The sequence below is a fragment of the Brevefilum fermentans genome, assembly GCF_900184705.1.
GTDB classification, from domain to species: domain Bacteria; phylum Chloroflexota; class Anaerolineae; order Anaerolineales; family Anaerolineaceae; genus Brevifilum; species Brevifilum fermentans.
Genome location: NZ_LT859958.1, coordinates 2204057 through 2225189 on the forward strand (window position 1 = coordinate 2204057; position 21133 = coordinate 2225189).

Consider the following 21133-nt stretch of genomic DNA (forward strand, 5'->3'; position numbering starts at 1 on the left):
TTCCACCAGAGCAAGGAGGAATTTGACACAAATTCACCCGATTTACCTTGATTACAACGCCACAACCCCATTAACCCCGGCCGTCATCGCAGCGATGCGTCCTTTCTTGGAAGAACACTTTGGCAACCCGTCTTCAAGCCACATTTTTGGTCAAATCGCCCAACATGCTGTAGAGAAAGCCCGTGGGCAGGTATCAGCATTGATCGGCGCCAGCCCGGATGAAATCGTCTTCACCGGCAGCGGCACAGAAGCTAACAACATCGCGATCCAGGGGATCGCCAGGGCGCGCCAAACCAGGGGCAATCATATCATCACCACGGCCATTGAACACCCGGCGGTGACCGAAGTGTGCACCTACCTGGCATCACAGGGGTTTCAGATCACCACTTTGCCCGTTGATGCCTGTGGGCAGGTCTCACCTGATGACCTGGCTGCCGCCCTGACCCCTGAGACCATCCTGGTGAGCATCATGCACGCCAACAATGAAGTCGGCACCATCCAGTCGATTCGAACACTGGCTGAAATGACCCGTCAAACCGGCGCATTGTTTCACACCGATGCCGCCCAATCCGTGGGAAAGCTCCCCGTTGATGTCCATAAATTAGGTGTTGATCTGCTTTCAATTGCCGGGCACAAGCTTTACGCGCCCAAGGGCGTCGGCGCTCTTTATATCCGGCACGGAGTCACCCTTGAAAAAATCCTTTTTGGTGCGAATCAAGAGCGCGCACTGCGTCCGGGCACCGAGAACGTCCTCGAGATTGTCGGGTTGGGTGCAGCTGCTGAGGAAGCCAGGCAAACCCTGCCAGAACGCGTTCAACACCTCCAGACGATGCGCAATCGCCTGCATGCCGGCCTGCAATCAGCCCTGCCCTCTGGTATGCTGCGTCTGAATGGACACCCCGATGAACGCCTGCCAAACACGCTCAACCTCTCATTTAAAAACCTTGAAGCCAGCATGCTGCTCAATAATATCTCCGAATTTGTCGCCGCCTCTGCGGGAGCTGCGTGCCATTCAGACCGTATCGTCATCTCCAGTGTACTGCAAGCCATGGGTGTCCCCCTCGAATGGGCCAAAGGTGCCCTGCGCTTCTCTGTGGGCACAATGACCTCAGCAGATGACATCGACCGCGCGGTTGAAATCATTGCCCGCGCAGTCTCCACGTTGGATCCAACCTTTGTTAAATAACTCGGCAGAAATATTGAATGTCATAATAATATTTCTATTTTCAACACTTTTTCAATCCGGAGTTGTTGATCGAGCCTTTATGGGGAGCCTGTTCCTTCAACTGAAGGGTGTATAATCGAAAATGCGCTCGGGAAACTCCCAGAAAAAGCGCCAGATCTGAAATTATGCTGAACAACCTCAAAGCACCGAAAGAGAATTTTATGTCAACCATTAGCATTCAAAACATTTCCAAACGCTTTGGCACAACCCAGGCTGTGGATAATTTGAGCTTTGACGTCCACCCGGGAGAGATTTTCGGATTGCTGGGCCCCAACGGCGCTGGTAAAACCACCTGCATCCGCATGATCCTCGATATTTTTGAGCCCGATGCCGGCGAAATCGCGGTGTTGGGCGGTCCTATGACCGATGATAAAAAGAATCGCATCGGCTATCTTCCAGAGGAGCGCGGCCTTTACCAGGACATTCCCCTTGATCGCTGCCTGACCTTCCTTTCCACCCTTAAAGGCATGCCCGAAAAAAGTGTTGCGCCCATTTTAGCGGATTACCTGAAGTTGTTTGACCTGTATGAAGTCCGCAACAAGAAGGTTAAAGAGCTCAGCAAGGGGATGCAGCAAAAAGCGCAGCTTATCGCCACGCTGATCCACGACCCCGAGCTGCTTATCATTGACGAACCTTTTACTGCGCTCGACCCGGTCAATACGGAGATGGTCAAAGACATTCTCGAGAGCAAACGCAATGAGGGCAAGGCGATCATCATGTCCACCCACCAGATGAACCAGGTCGAAGAACTTTGTGACCGAATTCTTCTGATTGACCATGGTCGGCGCGTGCTATACGGCACCTTGCAGGAGATTCAAAGCCAATTTGCCTCGCGGGACATTCTTGTAACAGCACTCACACCTTTGCCTGAATCGATCGACGGTGTTAAAGATATCCGGCCGCAAAATGGCCGTGAACTGCTGGTGCTTTCAGAAGATGCTCAGCCTAACCAGGTGCTCAAACAATTAATCAATCAGGGAATAGAAATATCTGCCTTTGAAATCGCTGTTCCACCCCTGAACGAGATCTTTATCCAGGTCACCAAAAAGCAAGCGGAGGATCAGGATGAATAAAACCTTGAAAGTCATAAAATATGAATACACGCGGCACGTGTTTGAAAAACGGTTTTTGTTCAGCTTGCTGAGTTTGCCCCTGGCGGTGATTGCCATGGTGATCATCGCTGTTGCAATTGCTTTGTTTTCCGTTGATAGGTCACCTATCGGGTATATTGACCGTTCTGGCTTTTTTGCTGAGGCTGCTCCACTTGAAATCAAGGGTAACCTCTTTGACCCAGCAATTGATTTCATCCCTTATTTTGATATCAACCAGGCTCAAAGTGCTCTTGAAGCCAATTCAATCCAGGCTTACTATGTCATTCCAGAGACTTTCCCAAAATCGCGTCAGGTTGAGTTATTCTTCCTGAAAACGCCCTCGGAGCAAGCACAAGGTCAGTTTGTTCAATGGACTCGGCAAAACATGGACCCCTACCAGACAATGGACCCGCTTATTCTTGAAAGGCTTCAAAAGGGCAGCGTGTTCACCATGGTATCATTGGATGGCAGCCGTGAAATGCGGCAAGATCAATGGTTATTGATCGTTCTTCCCTTCGTTGCCGGCGTCACGTTCATCATCGTGGTACTGACCAGCGGTGGCTACCTTTTGCAAGCTGTCGTGGAAGAAAAAGAAAACCGCACCATGGAAATTGTGGTTACGTCGGTCACCCCCACACAATTGATGGCCGGAAAAATCATTGGCAACATCAGTGTTGGATTAACACAACTGGCTGTTTGGCTGGCTTTTTCCTGGATCGGTCTGCTGGTTGCAGGACGATTTTGGCCTGCATTGCGAGAGATATCTATTCCAGGTCAGACAGTCGCTGTTACGGTTTTATTGTTCCTACCCGCTTTTGTTATGATTGCCGCGATCATGTCCACTATCGGGGCAGTCATGACCGAAATGCGTGAAGCCCAACAGATCAGCGGTATCTTTTCAATCCTGGTCACAATACCTTTTTATGCTACAACTCCAATCATGTTCAAACCCAATGGCACACTGGCGATCATATTAAGTCTTTTCCCTCTATCTGCACCGATCACCTTAATGTTACGGATGGCTTTAACCACAGTGCCGATCTGGCAAATTGTCTTGATTATCCTGGTGTTAATCGCCGTTGCCATACTTTCTATCGTGTTGGCAGGACGCGCCTTTCGTATGGGAATGCTGCAATACGGTAAACGGCTCTCCCTTAAAGAATTGTTGAAGAGTCAGGAGGCAGTGTGAAAAAGACCTGGATTGTGCTCAAAACCGAATTTTTAAATACGGTCACCAGACGTTCATTCATCCTTGCACTGATCTTGGTCCCACTAGTGCCTGCGATCATTTTAGGCGTTATGTCTCTGCTTAAGACCAAGGAGCCGGTGGGTGAATCGGGGGTTTCCATTTCCGTATCCCAGATTGAAGAGCAGCTGCCACAAGGCTACGTGGATTTGGCAAAAATTGTCAACAGCTCCCCGGAATGGCTCGGGGAGGATGTATTGCTCCTATTCCATCAAGAATCAGAAGCCGTAGATGCGATACTCACCGCAAAAATCAGGGGGTATTTTGTCATTCAACCGGATTACCTGGAAAGCGGCTCTGTGCGTTACATCAGCCGTGAATTTAATCCGGTTACATCCCTGGATTCAACTTGGACCATCAATTCTTTGATCCAGTACAACCTGCTCGGCGAAGACATCGATCAATTTGATGCATTTTTCTTCCCCCTTCACGTTCAATATATTGATCTGGCTCCCGATGAAGCTGAAATTGGCATCGACATCGGTAAGGATCCATACGCTTTCTATATTCCCTATGGGATGACCATGCTGTTTTATGTCCTGATCCTAACCTCTGCCAGCCTGATGATGAACAGTGTGGCAAAAGAAAAAGAAAATCGAGTGATGGAAATACTGGTTAGCTCAGTAAACCCGCGTCAGCTTTTAACGGGAAAAATCCTCGGTCTGGGTCTGGTTGGTCTGCTTCAGTTGGTGGTCTGGTTAGGCTCTGCGATCATATTGATGCGTTTGGGCGGTGCTACGCTGAAAATACCTGCAAACACCCAGCTTTCAGTTGGAGTTCTCATCTGGGGCATCGTGTTCTTCATTTTGGGTTATTTACTCTATGGCACCATCATGGCAGGCGTGGGTGCGCTGGTGGGCTCGGTCAAAGAAGCATCGCAAGCCACTTTCATTGTGGTCATTCCCATCCTGATCCCGTTGATGTTGATCGGCTTAATTATTAACCAGCCTAATTCCACTCTGTCTGTTGCTCTGAGCCTGATCCCTTTCACCGCGCCCAATACCATCATGACCCGAATGGCTGTCGCTCCGATCCCTCTCTGGCAACTGCTGGCCACCATCCTCCTGACGATGGGTGCCATCATCCTGTTGATTCGCGCGGTTTCAGGCATGTTCAGGGCGCAGTTGCTGCTGACCGGTCAAAAATTCAGCATTGGGTTATTCATCAAAGCCTTGCGCGGTAAACTGCCTGACAGTATTAAAACTTAATTTTCACAGCTGTTGGCAAAAAATCAATCCGAGCCGCATAAGCGCCATTTTTAATCCCCACGCTGAACGGATAACAATTCCCAGTCAATATGGAACGATTAATGCATTGATTACGTCATAGAAACAGCAATAAATCGAACGTCAGGGGTTGATCAGACACCTGCGCTGGCAACTCGTATGATTCAATTTAATGCAGTTGAAAATTTAATGCGGTTCAATATATAATATACTTGAGGAATGGATGATTCAACAATCAGGAGAAGCGCCATGAAAAAACCACTGTACGTGACCATAGTCACGTTGATTTTATGTCTTATTTTGGTGGGATGCAATTTTCCCAAGCAAAAACCACAGGAAAACCAGGTAGATCTGCTGAATACTGCTGCTGCTCAAACGGTGCAGGCGAAACAGACTTTGATTGCTCAGCCCTCTGAGGTTCCCCCTACACTGCCACCTTCGCCAACACACACGCTCGATCAATCCGAGCCAACTCTCGCGCCGACGAGTCCCCCAACCGCCGAACCAACCGCCGAACCAACCGCCGTGCCAACCATCACAGCGACCAGCACGCCAGAAATCCCCTGCGACCAGGCGAGCTTTGTTTCCGAAACGATACCTGATGGCACAGATTTTTTCCCGGGACAGGGCTTCACCAAAACCTGGACTATCAAAAACACCGGTTCATGCACCTGGACTGCAGATTATCATGTTGTTTTCTTCAGTGGTAACGCCATGGGTGCGCCCGCGGCCAGGTCCCTCACCACCGGAACTGTTGCCCCCGGACAAACAATCCAGATCTCACTGGAGATGCAGGCGCCAATTACATCAGGCACATACCAGGGTGATTTTAAACTGCGCAATGCTGGCGGCGTCCTGTTTGGCATTGGCGCCAAAGACGGTCCGTTCTGGGTCAAAATTAATGTGTATACCTTGCCCTATGATTTTACCGAAAACGTGTGTGCATCGGGCGTCAAATGGACCAGCGGTGCAGGAACATTGCCCTGCCCTGGAAAATATGACGATCATCGCGGCTGGGTTTTGGTGATTGACAAACCGACCCTGGAGAATAAGACCGTTGAAAACAAGCCGGGCATGCAAGTTCATCCAGATTACTCCGATAAGGGCTGGATTCGAGGTACCTACCCGGAAATAACCCTCCCTGGCAGCACCATTTTCAGAGCCACCATTGGTTGTTATGGAAATGAAAAATGTGATGTTAAATTCAAATTAAATGCTCGCATTGATGGTGGGGACGAACAAACCCTGGCTACTTGGAGTGAAATCCAGGACGGGAAGGTCAACAAGGTAGAGTTTGACCTGAGCCATCTGGCGGGTAAGAAAGTGCAATTCATTCTAATGGTTGATGCCAACGGCAGCCCGACCAATGACGTCTCGCTGTGGTTTGGTCCCAGGATTGAATCCAAATAATTGCGCCACAAAAGTAACGGCAAGAAAGGCCACCGCTGGTGGTCTTTTTGCCTTTTTCAGTAGATTGCGCCTGGCAGCTTGACTTTTTTAACCCATCATCTAGAATAGAAGATTAATCAATCCATCATCGGATCGAAGGAATGAAATTAAATGCTCAAGAGAATAAAGAAACACATCCTTGTGTTAAGCCTGATCATCTCACTGGGGTCGCTCCTCAGCGCCTGTAAGCCTGCAGAGCCCAAGCTGGATGTTAATGCCCAGAAAACCGGTTTCGTTCTGACCGCGGAAGTCCAGGCTTCTATGACTGCAGCCGCTCGACCCACTGCAACAGAAACGCCCATTCCGGAACCGTCTGCTACAGCCACCGTTCTGCCCAGCAACACACCGATCCTTCTCCCTACCAAAACAACTGAAGGAACAACCCCCGCCACTGGGGTTGATCGCGCACAGATCATCGCACAGGAACCAGAGGATAACACCCGTTTTGCGCCCGGTGAAACCTTCACCGTCACCTGGACCCTGGAAAATACGGGCACCAGCACCTGGACCACCCAGTATTATATTGAGTATGCCTCCGGAGAAAGTCTGGGTGCAGAAGATAAGGTCTACATCTGGCTGCCTGTTTCTCCTGAAACCAGCCTGGCATTAACCGTTAACATGGTTGCCCCAAGCACGCCCGGCAACAAGATCTCTTATTGGAAAATGTATAACGCCAGCGGTGATGCTTTTTATGATTTCAATATCACCATCACCGTTGGGGAGTGATTCAGCCACCTGAGATCCCGACAACGATTGCAGGATATGCGTTGTTTAGCAGAACTTAAGCGTGCTTTCTCTACCAGAGCCCATCAGCTTGGATTTACGCATGTCGGTATAACTCCTGCCCACCCTGTTCCGCATTTTGACGCTTTTGAACGCTGGATCCGCGCGGGTCATCATGCCGACATGCACTACTTAGCGCGCCAGGACACGCTGGCGAAACGGGCTGATCCAAGCCTGGTTCTGGAGGGTTGCCAGCGCGTGATCTGCTTGGCGATGCCTTACACCCCACCCCAATCCTCACTAACCGCAATCTCTCCGGGGTTTGGCAGGGTTTCTGCCTATGCCCGCCCCGCAGACTACCACCAGGTTATCCAGAATAAGCTGGTCGAATTGGAGAATCTCATTTGCAGCCTTGCAGATGGCGCGGTGAAAATAAAATCCTATGTTGATACTGGACCGGTGCTTGAACGCGCTTTTGCCGTTCAGGCCGGGCTGGGGATGGTCGGAAAAAACAGCAACCTGATCATCCAGGGAAAAGGGACTTATTTTTTCCTGGCGGTGATGCTTACTGACCTGGAATTGCCCGTTGACGCCCCCTTCACACATGACTTATGCGGGTCTTGCCAGCGTTGTATTGAAGCCTGTCCCACCTCTTGCATCCTGCCCGACCGAACCATCGATGCCAGACGCTGCATCAGCTACCTGACCATTGAAAACAAAGGGGTGATTCCGGATGCTCTCAAATGCCAGGTTGGAAACTGGCTGTTTGGCTGCGATATCTGCCAGATGGTCTGCCCGCACAACATCAGGGCACAGACTCAGCCCAGCATGCTCGGTGAGCCTCTGCTGCCAGAGCAAATGAATTTAACCGACATCCTGAACTGGGATGAGGAAGATTTCAAATCTGCCACACAAAACACCGCCCTCAACCGACCCAAACAGCGTGGGTTGGTGAGGAATGCAATTGTGGTTTTGGGTAACCAGGCTCAAGCAACCGCACTTCCATTGTTAAGAGATCATCTCGATAAGGAGGCACATCCCATGGTCTTGGATGCCCTGTACTGGGCAATTGACCAAATTGAGCGGAATCAAACCGACGATGCAAGATCAAATGGCTGATAAACCCACGTTAATGGTCGGCACTGTGCCTATTTACGGCGACCTGATCTTGGCGCCTATGGATGGAATCACCGACCTGCCCTTTCGCGGCCTGTGCCGCCGTTTGGGTTCCGCCATGAGTGTGACCGAATTCATCAACGCCCTGGATGTGCTTGAACACCACCCACGTTACCCCAAACGGCATGCCTTTGAGCCATACCATCGACCGCTCTCGCTGCAATTACTGGGCGATCAGCCCGAACAGATCCTACAAGCAGCGCTGCAGCTCGTACCGCAAGTTCAGCCCGATATTATCGACATCAACCTCGGCTGTCAATCAAAAAACGTGGTCAGTCGCGGCGCTGGGGCAGCCTTGTTGAAAACACCTGAAACAATTGCTGCCATCTTCCGCCTGATGCGTGAGAATTTCTCGCAACCTATCACCGCTAAAATCCGCCTGGGCTGGGACGAAGATTCGCTAAACTACCTGGAAGTTGCACAGGCGATCGAGGAAAATGGCTGCGCCATGCTCGCTGTGCATGGTCGCACACGCAACCAGGCATTTCGCGGCCAGGCGCGCTGGGAACCGATTCGCGAGCTCAAACAGGGGCTGACCATCCCGGTCATCGGAAACGGGGACGTGCGCACCGTCGCGGATATCGAACGCATCAAATCGATCACAGGGTGTGACGCCGTCATGATTGGCCGGGCTGCTGTGGGTAACCCCTGGATCTTCAGCCGCGTGGACCGCCATGATGTGCCCCCACAGACGGTTCACACGACCATCCTCGCCCATCTTCAGGCGATGCTTCAGTTTTATGGCGAACGGGGGGTAATTGGTTTTCGAAAATTTCTCAAAGCTTACCTGGCGCACGACAATATCCCCCGGGAAGCTCTGCTGTCATTGCTGAACAGCCAGGACCCATCCTTTATCATCCGCTGGATCGATGATTATTATGATCATCGCGCGTAAAGCAGCCCAACTTTAATGCCTTTTTCCGCCATCTTGCACAATCTAACTCGTCAGGTATAATCTAAACTTGTGACTGGTCCTGTGTCCGGTTCCGGCTGGGCGCATGGAGACCTGCAAAATATCAATACTTAAGGAGTAGCAGTGTCATGGCTTTAGATAAAGAAGTTAAAAACGAAATTATTCAGCAATACAAACAGCATGGCGAGGATACAGGCTCGCCAGAGGTTCAAATTGCGATTCTGACCACCCGCATCAAAGGTCTCACCGAGCACCTGCGGGTCAATAAACACGATGAGAGTTCCCGCCGTGGTTTGCTCAAACTGGTCGGCCATCGACGCCGTTTGCTGACCTATCTGCGCCGCAAGGATTACCACCGTTACGTGGCGCTGACCGACAGGCTTAACATCCGCAAAAAATAATTCTTCGTTTTTATTAACCTCGCGAATAACACCGCAGACAAAGCAGGTTGCTGGGCAAGAAGATCGTTGTACGCAACACCAATACTGATGGGCTTTGTCTGCGGAAATATTATTTTAATATGCAGTCCGCCGGTTGGGTATTGAAAATTGCTGAGGAGCAACGCCTCATCGGTTTTCAGTTCCTGACTGGGCGGGAAATTAGACAAAAAGGAATAACAAGTAATGCAACCCAACCCAAAAATTTATCGTACCAAACTCGGTGACAAAGAGATCATCATCGAAACGGGCAAACTGGCCGGACAGGCTGGCGGGTCCGTGACCGTTCGCCAGGGCGACAGCCTCATGTTCTGCGCTGCCACCTTGGGCGGCATCCGTGAGGGGCTCGATTACTTCCCCCTAAACGTTGAATACGAAGAACGTATGTATGCCGGTGGAAAAATTCCCGGCTCGTTCTTCCGCCGCGAAGGGCGACCCCGCGATGATGCCATCCTGATTGCCCGCATGACCGATCGCCCGATCCGCCCCCTGTTCCCCGATGGCATGCGCAACGAGGTGCAGGTGATCCTCATGTCGCTCTCCGCAGATACCGAAAACCCCCTCGATATCCTCGGCATCAACGCCGCATCAATCGCTCTGATCATTTCTGATATTCCCTGGGCAGGGCCGATCGGCGCAGTACGCATCGGTTACATCAACAGCGAGCTGATCGTCAATCCAACCATCAAGGAGATGGAAGATTCCAGGCTGGACCTGATCGTTGCTGGCACAAAACAGGCCATTGCCATGGTCGAATGCGGCGCGATCGAGGTCTCCGAACAGGTGATGGTCGAAGCCCTGGATTTGGCGCATCGCGCCATCCAGCCCATCATTGAAATCCAGGAACAGATGGCGCGTGAAGTCGGCAAGGTAAAACGTGAGGTCGAACTGACCACCCTCGACCAGGCTCTGGTCGATCAGGTTAAGCCTGCCGTTGTAGACCGTCTGCTGGATATTCTCAGGCAGCCCTATGTTAAAGAAAACCTGTACAATGGCATCCGAGATTTGAAAGAAGCAGTGATTGAAGAACTGTCTGCTGAAAAGTCTGAGACTCTTACCGAAACAGAACTGAAAACCCTCAAAAATAACATTGGCGACGCCTTCGAAGAGGTTGAAAAAGAGGTCATCCGCAAACGGATTCTCTCCGACCGTATCAGGCCTGATGGGCGCAACCCGCAGGATGTGCGTGAGATCTGGTGCGAGGTCAACACCAGCCCGCGTGCCCATGGTTCCGGTTTGTTCACTCGCGGCGAGACCCAGGTGCTCACTTTGGCGACACTCGGCACGCCCCGCGAAGCCCAGGAACTCGATAACCTGATCCCCACGGAAACCAAACGTTATATTCACCATTACAACTTCCCGCCTTATTCCACCGGTGAGACCGGCCGGCTGTTCCAATCCCGCCGTGAAGTCGGTCATGGCATGCTGGCAGAGCGTGCCCTGCGTGCGGTTCTTCCGGATGAAAAGGATTTTCCCTATACCATGCGCCTCGTCTCCGAGGTGATGTCTTCCAACGGCTCATCTTCGATGGCATCTACCTGCGGTTCTACCCTGGCGCTGATGGACACTGGCGTGCCGATCAAACGACCTGTCTCCGGCGTCGCCATGGGCATGATCAAAGAAGGCGATGATTATGTCATCCTGACCGATATCCTCGGCATGGAAGATCACCTGGGAGACATGGACTTCAAAGTCACCGGGACAACTGAAGGCATTACTGCCCTTCAAATGGACATCAAAATCAGCGGGATCACCACGCAAATCATGTCGGAGGCGCTCGAAGAAGCTCGCAAAGCCCGGCTGCACATCCTCGACAAAATGCTGGCAGTCATCGACATACCCCGCTCCGACATTAAAGATCACGCGCCGCGCATCGAGGTTATCAAAGTGTCCGTTGATAAAATCGGCGCAGTGATCGGCAAGGGCGGCGAGACGATCCGCAGCATCCAGGAAGAAACCGGCACTCGCATCGACATCGAAGACGACGGCACCATCTTTATCGCTTCAACCGACGGGGTCGGCTTTAAGGCGGCCCGCGAACGCATCGAGCGCCTCACGGAAGAGGTTAAAGTCGGACATATCTACACCGGCAAAGTGGTACGCATTGCTGACTTCGGCGCCTTTGTTGAAATTCTCCCCGGCCAGGACGGCCTGGTGCATATCTCGCAACTGGATACCAGCCACGTCAGCAAAGTGACTGATGTGGTCAAAGAAGGCGATGAAATCACCGTGATGGTCACCAATATCGACAGCCAGGGCAAGATCAGGCTCTCTCGCCAGGCGCTGCTGGAAGGCTGGACGCTGGAAGAAGCCCAATTCCACGATAGCCAGGGGAATAAAGGCAGCAATCGCCCTCGCAGCCGTCGACGGTAGCCATAAAACGGTTAGCATTAAAAAAAAACCTGCCCTCGATATGCGGGGCAGGTTTTTTAATTATTAAATCCCGGGAAAGGATGTGAACCTCGGAGAATACATTATTTTAAAAACAAAATGGGCGCGGACTGCATAACGCTCGAACTCACGACCTTCGCACAGCACCCCCGAAGCGCAGCAGAGGGGGCAGGATGTGAACCCCGGTGAGTCCATTATTTTAAAAACAAAATGGGTGCGGACTGCGTAGCGCTCGAACCCACGACCTTCGCGCAGCACCCCTGAAGCGCAGCGGAGGGGGCAGGATGTGAACCCCGGTGAGTACACTATTTTAAAAACAGAATGGGCGCGGGCTGCGTAGCGCTCGAACCCACGACCTTCGCGCAGCACCCCCGAAGCGCAGCGAAGGGGGCAGGATGTGAACCCCATGAGTACATTATTTAAAAACAAAATGGGCGCGGACTGCATAACGCTCGAACCCACGACCTTCGCGCAGCACCCCCGAAGCGCAGCAGAGGGGAAAGGATGTGAACCCTCTTGAGTACATTATTTAAAAACAAAATGGGCGCGGACTGCATAACGCTCGAACCCACGACCTTCGCGCAGCACCCCCGAAGCGCAGCGAAGGGGGCAGGATGTGAACCCCGGTGAGTACATTATTTTAAAAATAAAATGGGCGCGGGCTGCATAGCGCTCGAACCCACGACCTTCGCGCAGCACCCCCCAAAGCGCAGCGAAGGGGGCAGGACGTGAACCGTGCGCTCTAACCAGCAGCCCTCGACAGGGTCTGCGAAGCTAGGTGCCCAAAACATTATAAAATTTAAAGATCTCTATCACAAACTCGAACCCACGACCTTCGCGCAGCAACCCCGAAGCGCAGCGGAGGGGGCAGGATGTGAACCCCGGTGAGTACACTATTTTAAAAACAGAATGGGCGCGGGCTGCGTAGCGCTCGAACCCACGACCTTCGCGCAGCACCCCCGAAGCGCAGCGAAGGGGGCAGGATGTGAACCCCATGAGTACATTATTTAAAAACAAAATGGGCGCGGACTGCATAACGCTCGAACCCACGACCTTCGCGCAGCACCCCCGAAGCGCAGCAGAGGGGAAAGGATGTGAACCCTCTTGAGTACATTATTTAAAAACAAAATGGGCGCGGACTGCATAACGCTCGAACCCACGACCTTCGCGCAGCACCCCCGAAGCGCAGCAGAGGGGAAAGGATGTGAACCCTCTTGAGTACATTATTTAAAAACAAAATGGGCGCGGGGGGACTCGAACCCACGACCTCACGGATGTGAACCGTGCGCTCTAACCAGCTGAGCTACGCGCCCATCGTGAAAAGCATTATAGCAAAAAATACTTCATGCGTCAATCAACCTCATTCGCCAATCCAGCTTTACCGAATGCTCTTTGCCTGGCGTTGAATTTTCCTCACTGCATCGACAATCTCTTGCGCGTCCTGCTCATCGCCCAATAGCGTACGGTGCAGCAACCAGACCGTATTTCTAAAGCCGACCTCGGTCACAGGGAAATCTTCGTCTCTGAAGGGTTTCTGAGCCGCGGCGTGCTCTGGAAGCAAGCGTTTCAGGTATTCCCCGCTGGTGAACACATCCAGGGCGTGCAGTGGCGGGTAGCTGGCTTGTGTGGGAATGCCTTCCGCCTCCAGCGCCTGGATAAACGTTTGCGTTGGTAAGCCATCAAAGCATTCCGGCTCGTAGGTGAAGATATAGCAATAATGTCCGTTGCGCGTCACGCGGGGATCATAAAATTGCGGAGTAATGCCTTCAATCATTTTTAAATTTTCGTTCAAAAAACTCGCATTTGCACTGCGCACCCTTGCCTGAGAATCAAATCTGCTCAATTGCTGATTTAAAATCGCACCCTGCCACTCACTTAAGCGATAATTTCCACCGTTGATGAAATGAGAATAAAACCACTCACCCGGCATGCGCCCACAATCATGAACTGACCGTAAAAGAATTTCCAGTTCCGGGTCGTTGGTCAACAGGATGCCGCCCTCCCCGGCGGTCATCAATTTGCTCTGTTGAAAACTGAATGTGCCAGCTTTTCCGAAGGCACCGACTTTTTTCCCTTTCCATTCACTGCCATGCGCGTGTGCGCAATCTTCAAGTAAATGTAATCCGTATTGATCAGCAATTTCTTGTAAGGCATCCAAATCTGCAGGATGACCGGCCAGGTGCACTGCAATAATCGCCCTGGTCCGCTCCGTTATCGCGGCTTTCACTTTTTGCGGGTTGATGCAGTAGGTATCCCGATCGACATCCACGAAAACAGGTAGCGCACCGTGCAGCAGGACGGCTGAGGCGGTCGCCACAAAGGTGAAATCAGGTACGATGACTTCATCGCCCAGTCCAATCCCCAAGGCGGATATCATAATTTCAATGGCTGCAGTGCCATTGGTGCAGGCAATGCCATAGCGTGCGTCGTGATAAGCAGCGAAGGCTTCCTCAAATGCTTTCGTGCGTGAGCCCGGGGTACGCCACCATGCACCGCTTTCCAGCACCTCAAGCAACGCTTCTTGCTCGTGTTCATCATATTGCGGCCATTCTGGAAATGGTTTCGTTTTCAGGGGATCTCCTCCAAGTAGTGCAAGTTTTTCCATAGTTCCTCTCGTTTTTCCGGTTTTGATTGACTGCTTCGGTATTATGTTACCACTATTCGCCGGGCAGTCGCATGATAGGATTTGTTTCATCTCCAAAACTAAAGTCATCTGATCACCCGCTTCATAAATAAAAAAAGATGCCCGTTAATTTTCGCTTATAATAGGTGCAAATGATCCTTTGATATAACTCATTTCAGATAATATCCTGGGAGGGCATTCATGTTTAAGCAATTTGGCGTTGAAATACCGGATATTTTCGCAGCCAGACGTGTTCTGGCGGTACAACCCCACTATGATGATAATGATATATCTGCCGGGGGTACACTGGCACGCCTGTCAGAGAATGGGGCTGAAGTGATCTATTTAACCGTCACCGATGACCTGGTAGGGATCATCCATGACGACTGGGATGCACACGAAGCGGTCCAGCAGGTCAAAGCGGAACAGGAGCGCGCCGGAAAAATCATTGGTGTGAAGCACCAGTACCGCCTTGACTATCCTGACGCAGGCGATTACAGCTATTTTTCTTTACGCAGGGAGATTATCAAGTATATCCGTTTGCTTAAACCCGACCTGCTTTTCAGCCTCGACCCCTGGATGCTGTACGAAGCTCATAATGACCACCTGTTGACAGCCAGAGCGAGCGCTGAAGCCGCAATATTATACACATTTACGCGCCTGACCAGCGACCTGGATGTCGATGCAGATTACCAACCTCACCCGCTGCAGGCTGTTGTTTTTCACAACACTTCCTACCCCAACACAATCGTTGATATCGGTTCGACGTTGGAAAAGAAAAATGCTGCCCTGCGCTGCTATACAGCGCAGTTTACCGAATCAGATTTAGAAATGCTGATCGCACGTACTTCACTTTATGCGCGTTACCTGGCGCGCGAAGAGTCCTTTGAATACGGTGAAGCTCTTAAAATTATGCCGCCCGAACTCCTGCACGGGATCAGTGATGCCTTTCGCTTTTAAAGCGCGTCAATCAAGCTTTGTTTTCAGTCGTTCCAGCCCCTCCAGGGCAAGTTGATCGGCATTGGCTGGCATTGGCCCGGGCATACGGTAAATTTTCCAGCTCATATCCACTTCATAACCGCCGAGTTCATATTCCGCCCGGGTAGGCAGGTAACCATAACAGCTATTAACCAGGCTGCCAAACACCGCTGCTTTCCCCTCAAAAAAGCACCTGGCTTCCTGACCGATCTGGTTGAATACCTCCATGCCCATGCTCATCAGCACCAGCCCGCCCAGGTCCAGTAGGTTCTCCTGGATCGGGAATGCCCAGGCGCCCTGGTACAGCTCTAACCTTGTCTTCCAGGGATAGAGGAACTCCAGGGCAATATCAGCCAGAAAGGGAGGCAAACCGACGGTTTTTGCTACCTCTCGATACGTTTTGGCGGGTTTTTTCATGCCCTCCGTCCCTTGCAGCGGGATCATAACGTCTGAACGCAGGTGAGTTAAGCGGTCCACCTGTATATATTGCAGACGGGTGAGTATTTCAGAGATTGAGCCATAAGCTTCCCCTCCCAATCGACTGATGTTTTCAAAATCATTCCCAACGTTCAATTTCGGGTTTAAATCACCGGTTGCTCCCTGGATATACACCGTCAGACCACCGCTCGCGTCCTCGAGCTGACGCCGCATCGCGCCCACCCAATCCGCAGACACCAGCAAGTTTTCAGGTCCCATCACCGTGGCATGACATTGCATGTTGATCACCCGACCCAACACCTCGCCCTCCTCAGACCGGGCTTCGATAACGGCAACCCGCCTGTCAACCGGGCCATCCGGGTTGACCCCAATCTCAACCCTCCCGTCTGGCAGGCGCTCCCGGCGATTAACCGCGATATCAACGTTTCCCTCACCCCAAAACAGGCTGGCGGGTTGTAATTGACCCCGGGCTTGATCGACCGCCAGGATAATCTTTTCCCGCAAGGTTTCAGCGTAGCGCTTCACCTTGGTCCGTAGTGGGTTGCTCGAAAAGCTCATCGGTGCTGAGTGCGTGTGGGCACAACACAACAATAACGGGATACCGCAGAAGTTTTCCAGCTCACGGGTAAAGTCTTCGTGGACCGCCAGCAGGTCCAGGGCAACGATCCCCACCTGCTGATCGCCCAGCGCCAACACCATGGCTGTGGCGGTCAGATCATCGTGTACGCCCCGGTTGCCTTTGAAGCGATCTCCAAAGCCGATCGTCAGAATACCCGTGGGCGGGTTGATAATTTGTCGGACAAAGCCTACTTTGAGCGAACCTGTTTCAGACATTGTTCTCCTCCTTTTCAACCAGGCCCAGGTTGTGTTTGGTTTCCTCGATCGAATCTCCCAGGTTGTAACCGCAGAAGGCAAGCAGCCCGAGTAAGACAACCAGTGAAATCACAGGGAAAACCAGACGGACGCCCAGGGGGTTGCTGGCGGTGTATCCAAAGGTGTTCAACAAGAAAGGGAGCAGGATGGCTGCAATCGAAGGCCCGATGCCAACTGCCAGGGAAAAAGCCCCGTAGAAAATCGCTTCGCGGCGGCGATTGGTGAGGTATTCGTCATAATCGACCACATTGCCCATCATGCTGTAAGCCAGAATCAGGTATCCCCCAAGGAAAGGTCCGATCAATCCCAGTGTGGCATAAGCCAGAATGGGGGCTGGGATCAATCCTACCTGGCCGACTAATAAATTCGAAGAGGCAAAGACCGCCAGCAACACCATACTCCAGCGCATCACCTTCGCATTGGAATACTTCTTTCCCAGCCAGTTCCATACGGGCGTGGTCAACACCATCAAGATCACCACCACCCCCAGATAGAGGCCCACATCCCCCTCAGATGCCCCGATCACCAGGGTTACAAAGTAGGGCAGGTTGGCGGTGATCATGGCATATGCTATATGCACCAGCAAGGTCGAAAGGAGCATCGATTGAAACGGCTTGTTTTTCAATGTATGTTTCAAACCCTCGATCACGTCTATCTGCTCGCCGACGGGTTTGCGGGTTTCGCGGATAGCCGGCACAGACAGCAGGATCGTCACAAATCCAACCACCGCAGTCACGATCCCCATGTACAAGGCGCCTTTGCTCTCAAACAAAGGAGCAATCAGCAAAGAACCCGCCATCACCCCGATGATGCCAAACACGCTTTTCCAGCTGGAAAGAGAAATGCGTTCAGCATTATTCTCTGCCAGTTCGGCCATGGTCGCATCATAGGGGATGCCCGCCAGGCTGAAGGATGAGCTGTAAACCAGCATGATCAGTGTCAGGTAGCCAGCCACCAACCAGGTGCTGCCCCCCGGCGGCATCCAGAGTAAAACCATGCTGATGGCAATAAAGGGCAGCGAAAACAGGATGAAAGGCCTGCGTCGACCCATTTTCGAGCGCAAATTGTCGCTCCAATGCCCAATGAACGGATCAATCAAGGCGTCATACAGGCTGATGATGGTCATGATTGCACCGACCACCCCAATGGGCAGGAAAATTGTCCTGCCCGAATCCACCGGCGGAGAATAAAAATATAATAGCCAGGTAGAAATCGTTATGGACAAAATGTTCAAACCGATCGATGCAGAACTGTACAATATTTTGTACCTGAGGGATAAATGGTCAGCGTTCTTGGGTTTCATGGCAGGGCTCCTTTTGTTTGATGATTCTTGCCTTATTATAAATTATAAGTTGAGGTTATTTGCCCCTGTCAGTGGATTTTTAAAAATTAGAATACCAGAATTCGCAATTTGACGACGCGATCGGCGCTCACCGCAATTTGGGTAGCTCCATCCCGAAAAGCAGGCTTTAAAGGCAAAAGGTTGATGGCAAATCGATATTATTCAGTTGTTTCGTTTCAACAGTCTCCCTCATTTTTAAATCAAAACTGGATAAGTTGAAAATTTATGTTTTTAAGCTATACGAAGTCCACCAGCAACATGATGCCTTTTGTTTCTCAAACAAAAAAACAAGTCCTTCTGTAGTTCAACATTGTGCCTGGGAGTTACTCAGCTCCTGGTTCTCGCTTCATTTAATGCCTGAATTTTAATCTGGTAAATCTCAACCAAAATCAGCATTCTGGAGTATAATAAAACCGTTATGCAAGATCGCCAAGCGCCTCCTTTTGCGTATGCCGGAGGTGCTTTTTAACGAATAGATGGACCCAATAAACCCACAAGGATCTTAAACAATGTCTGAAATTGGTAGCGTTCAACAGGTGGATATCGACAATGAAATGCGCGAGGCTTACCTCGATTATGCGATGAGCGTCATCGTCGCCCGTGCACTGCCGGATGTCAGGGATGGTCTCAAGCCGGTGCACCGCAGAATTCTCTACGCCATGCGCGATATGGGCATCCGTTCTTCTACCGCGTACAAAAAATCCGCTCGAATTGTCGGCGAGGTCCTCGGCAAATACCATCCCCATGGTGATATGGCGGTTTATGATGCCATGGCTCGCATGGCTCAGGATTTTTCTTTACGTTACACGCTGGTTGATGGTCAGGGTAATTTCGGTTCCATTGATGGCGACTCTCCCGCAGCCATGCGGTATACCGAAGCACGCCTGACGAAGATGGCTGAAGAACTGTTGATTGACCTCGATAAAGAGACCGTTAATTTTGTCGAAAACTTTGATGGTTCCTTGCAGGAGCCCGAGGTCCTGCCAGCCCGGCTTCCCAACCTGCTGTTAAATGGGTCTTCTGGTATTGCCGTGGGCATGGCAACCAACGTCCCACCGCATAACCTGGTGGAACTTGTAAACGCACTCAATTACCTGATTGATCACTACGATGACATGGACGAGGTCAGTGTCGAAGATTTAATGCAATTCCTGCCAGGTCCTGACTTTCCTACCGGAGGCATTATCGTGGGCGATGAGGGTATCCGCCAGGCGTATAGCACCGGGCGAGGACGCATTGTGATGCGCGGTACTGCCACCATCGAAGAGGTTAGCGGTGGTCGTTATACCATCAAGATTACCGAGATTCCCTACCAACTCAACAAAACCACGCTGATTGAGCGCATTGCCGAACTCGTCCGTGAAGGCCGCCTGGATTCTATCTCCGATATGCGCGACGAATCCGATCGAAATGGCATGCGGATCGTGATCGAGCTGAAGAAAAACTCACAGCCCAAACGGGTGCTTAACCAACTTTACAAATACACACCCCTGCAATCGACCTTTGGCGCACAAATCCTGGCGCTGATCGATGGCGAACCCCGCTTACTAACCCTGAAACGCGCTTTGCAAGCCTACCTGGAACACCGTCAGGAAGTAATCACACGCCGCTCGGAATATGAACTTAATAAGGCAAAACACCGGGCGCACATCCTGGATGGCCTGTTGATTGCTCTGGCGAACCTTGATGATGTAATCCAAACCATTCGCGAATCTGAAGATGCCGATATAGCCAAAGAGCGCTTGATGACACGCTTCAACCTGTCGGAAATTCAATCTCAAGCGATTCTGGATATGCAATTACGCCGGCTTGCCGCCCTGGAACGTCAGAAAATCATGGATGAGCACAAGGAAGTCATGGACCTGATCGCCTACCTGGAGGACTTGCTGGCTAATCCCAAGAAGATCCTTGATATCATCAGCGCCGATTTGGATGAGATTGCAAAAAACTATGGCGATGAGCGCCGCACACTAATTGCGCCTGACGCCACCAGTGACCTTTCTGAAGAATCATTGGTCAAAAAGGAAGAGGTCTTCGTCAGCATCACTCAAAAAGGTTATGTCAAACGCGTGTCAGAGAACACCTACCGCTCCCAGGCGCGGGGCGGTCGGGGCGTCATCGGGCAATCCATGCGGGCTGAGGACGAAGTGAAGTTCTTCCTGCGTTGTCACACCCTGAGCACATTGCTGTTTTTCTCTGATAAAGGCAAGGTCTATTCTGAAAAAGTCTGGCAGCTCCCCGAAGAGAGCCGCACCGGGCGGGGAATCGCAATCAATAACATCATTAACATTGGCGCTAACGAAAAAATTACCGCTGTCGTGCCGGTGGTAAGTTTTGAAGCAGCAGCCTACTGCACCATGGCCACCCGGCAAGGTCGGGTCAAGCGTGTTGAATTATCTCAATTCCAGGCTGTGCGCCCCTCCGGTTTGATCGCCATCTCACTGGAAGAGGACGACCAGTTGGGCTGGGTCAACCTGACCAGCGGAAAAGACGAGCTGATCTTTGTCACCCGTGATGGGTCTGCATTACGCTATTCCGAAACTGAAATACGTGTAATGGGTCGAACCGCCAAGGGTGTGATCGGCATCCGCATGCGCCCCGGGGATGCCATGGCAGATCTGGAAGTGGTTGAGCCAGACGGCTATCTACTGGTCGTGACTGAAAAAGGCTTTGGCAAGCGCACGCCATTGAAAGAATACTCACCCAAAGGGCGCGGTACAATGGGGATTGCCACCATTAATAAAAACGCTCATAAAATTATTGGGAAAATCGCCGAAGCACGCGTCGTCAAAGAAAAAGACGATATCTCAATCATCTCCAGTCATGGGATCGTGATTCGCTTTGCAGTCGCAGATATTTCCATTCAGGGTCGAGCGACCCGTGGCGTCAAGGTCATGCAATTGGAAGAAGGTGACACGGTTGCCGCGCTGGCGCGTATTCCTGACTTGACCTCTAAAGAATAAACGAACACCCCGCACGCTTTAATCGGCTTGCGGAGTGTT

At 51.5% G+C, this 21133-nt stretch carries 15 protein-coding genes and 1 tRNA gene; 12 read left to right on the plus strand and 4 right to left on the minus strand.

What is annotated here, in order from left to right:
• Positions 1–22: 22 nt before the first annotated feature.
• From CFX1CAM_RS09600 to pnp, 10 genes are all read left to right on the plus strand, one after another.
• Positions 23–1186, plus strand: coding sequence for a cysteine desulfurase family protein (locus tag CFX1CAM_RS09600; protein ID WP_197687122.1), 1164 nt, complete (start codon positions 23–25; stop codon positions 1184–1186).
• A 200-nt stretch (positions 1187–1386) separates the two neighbouring features.
• On the plus strand, positions 1387–2298 hold the full coding sequence (locus tag CFX1CAM_RS09605) for an ABC transporter ATP-binding protein (RefSeq protein WP_087863272.1): 912 nt from the start codon (positions 1387–1389) through the stop codon (positions 2296–2298).
• Positions 2291–3505 (plus strand): ABC transporter permease, encoded by a 1215-nt coding sequence (locus CFX1CAM_RS09610; protein ID WP_087862820.1) that lies wholly within the window; start codon positions 2291–2293, stop codon positions 3503–3505. Before CFX1CAM_RS09605 ends, CFX1CAM_RS09610 begins: the two co-directional genes overlap by 8 nt.
• Positions 3502–4770: an ABC transporter permease gene (locus CFX1CAM_RS09615; protein WP_157891834.1), complete on the plus strand. Its 1269-nt coding sequence runs from the start codon at positions 3502–3504 to the stop codon at positions 4768–4770. Before CFX1CAM_RS09610 ends, CFX1CAM_RS09615 begins: the two co-directional genes overlap by 4 nt.
• 267 nt (positions 4771–5037) lie before the next feature.
• Positions 5038–6198: an NBR1-Ig-like domain-containing protein gene (locus CFX1CAM_RS09620; RefSeq protein WP_087862822.1), complete on the plus strand. Its 1161-nt coding sequence runs from the start codon at positions 5038–5040 to the stop codon at positions 6196–6198.
• A gap of 150 nt (positions 6199–6348) precedes the next feature.
• Positions 6349–6963: an NBR1-Ig-like domain-containing protein gene (locus CFX1CAM_RS09625; protein WP_087862823.1), complete on the plus strand. Its 615-nt coding sequence runs from the start codon at positions 6349–6351 to the stop codon at positions 6961–6963.
• A gap of 36 nt (positions 6964–6999) precedes the next feature.
• Entirely contained in the window at positions 7000–8079 is a 1080-nt protein-coding gene (gene queG / locus CFX1CAM_RS09630) for a tRNA epoxyqueuosine(34) reductase QueG (RefSeq protein ID WP_087862824.1), read from the plus strand.
• Positions 8072–9031 carry a tRNA dihydrouridine synthase gene (locus CFX1CAM_RS09635; RefSeq protein WP_157891835.1) on the plus strand — a complete coding sequence of 320 codons (960 nt, stop codon included), beginning with the start codon at positions 8072–8074 and terminating at the stop codon, positions 9029–9031. Before queG ends, CFX1CAM_RS09635 begins: the two co-directional genes overlap by 8 nt.
• Before the next feature lie 146 nt (positions 9032–9177).
• On the plus strand, positions 9178–9450 hold the full coding sequence (gene rpsO / locus CFX1CAM_RS09640) for a 30S ribosomal protein S15 (protein WP_087862826.1): 273 nt from the start codon (positions 9178–9180) through the stop codon (positions 9448–9450).
• Between the two features lie 222 nt (positions 9451–9672).
• Entirely contained in the window at positions 9673–11859 is a 2187-nt protein-coding gene (gene pnp, locus CFX1CAM_RS09645) for a polyribonucleotide nucleotidyltransferase (RefSeq protein WP_087862827.1), read from the plus strand.
• Between the two features lie 1257 nt (positions 11860–13116).
• Here the strand turns inward: pnp and CFX1CAM_RS09655 are convergent.
• Together CFX1CAM_RS09655 and CFX1CAM_RS09660 are read right to left on the minus strand one after the other, a co-directional pair.
• Positions 13117–13190, minus strand: a tRNA-Val gene (locus CFX1CAM_RS09655).
• A 65-nt stretch (positions 13191–13255) separates the two neighbouring features.
• Entirely contained in the window at positions 13256–14482 is a 1227-nt protein-coding gene (locus CFX1CAM_RS09660) for a DegT/DnrJ/EryC1/StrS family aminotransferase (protein WP_157891836.1), read from the minus strand.
• A gap of 219 nt (positions 14483–14701) precedes the next feature.
• Between CFX1CAM_RS09660 and CFX1CAM_RS09665 the strand changes: the two genes are divergently transcribed.
• Positions 14702–15460 (plus strand): PIG-L deacetylase family protein, encoded by a 759-nt coding sequence (locus tag CFX1CAM_RS09665; RefSeq protein ID WP_087862830.1) that lies wholly within the window; start codon positions 14702–14704, stop codon positions 15458–15460.
• Between the two features lie 6 nt (positions 15461–15466).
• Here CFX1CAM_RS09665 and CFX1CAM_RS09670 read toward each other — a convergent pair whose 3' ends face one another.
• The gene (locus CFX1CAM_RS09670) at positions 15467–16750 is read right to left on the minus strand and encodes a hypothetical protein (RefSeq protein ID WP_087862831.1); all 1284 of its coding nucleotides are present in this window, start codon (positions 16748–16750) and stop codon (positions 15467–15469) included.
• Entirely contained in the window at positions 16743–18092 is a 1350-nt protein-coding gene (locus CFX1CAM_RS09675) for an MFS transporter (RefSeq protein ID WP_087862832.1), read from the minus strand. The genes CFX1CAM_RS09670 and CFX1CAM_RS09675 overlap by 8 nt, the downstream gene beginning before the upstream one ends.
• 548 nt (positions 18093–18640) lie before the next feature.
• Here CFX1CAM_RS09675 and gyrA point away from each other — a divergent pair.
• Complete coding sequence (gene gyrA / locus CFX1CAM_RS09680; protein ID WP_087862833.1) at positions 18641–21094, plus strand: DNA gyrase subunit A; 2454 nt, start codon at positions 18641–18643, stop codon at positions 21092–21094.
• The last annotated feature ends 39 nt before the right edge of the window (positions 21095–21133 follow it).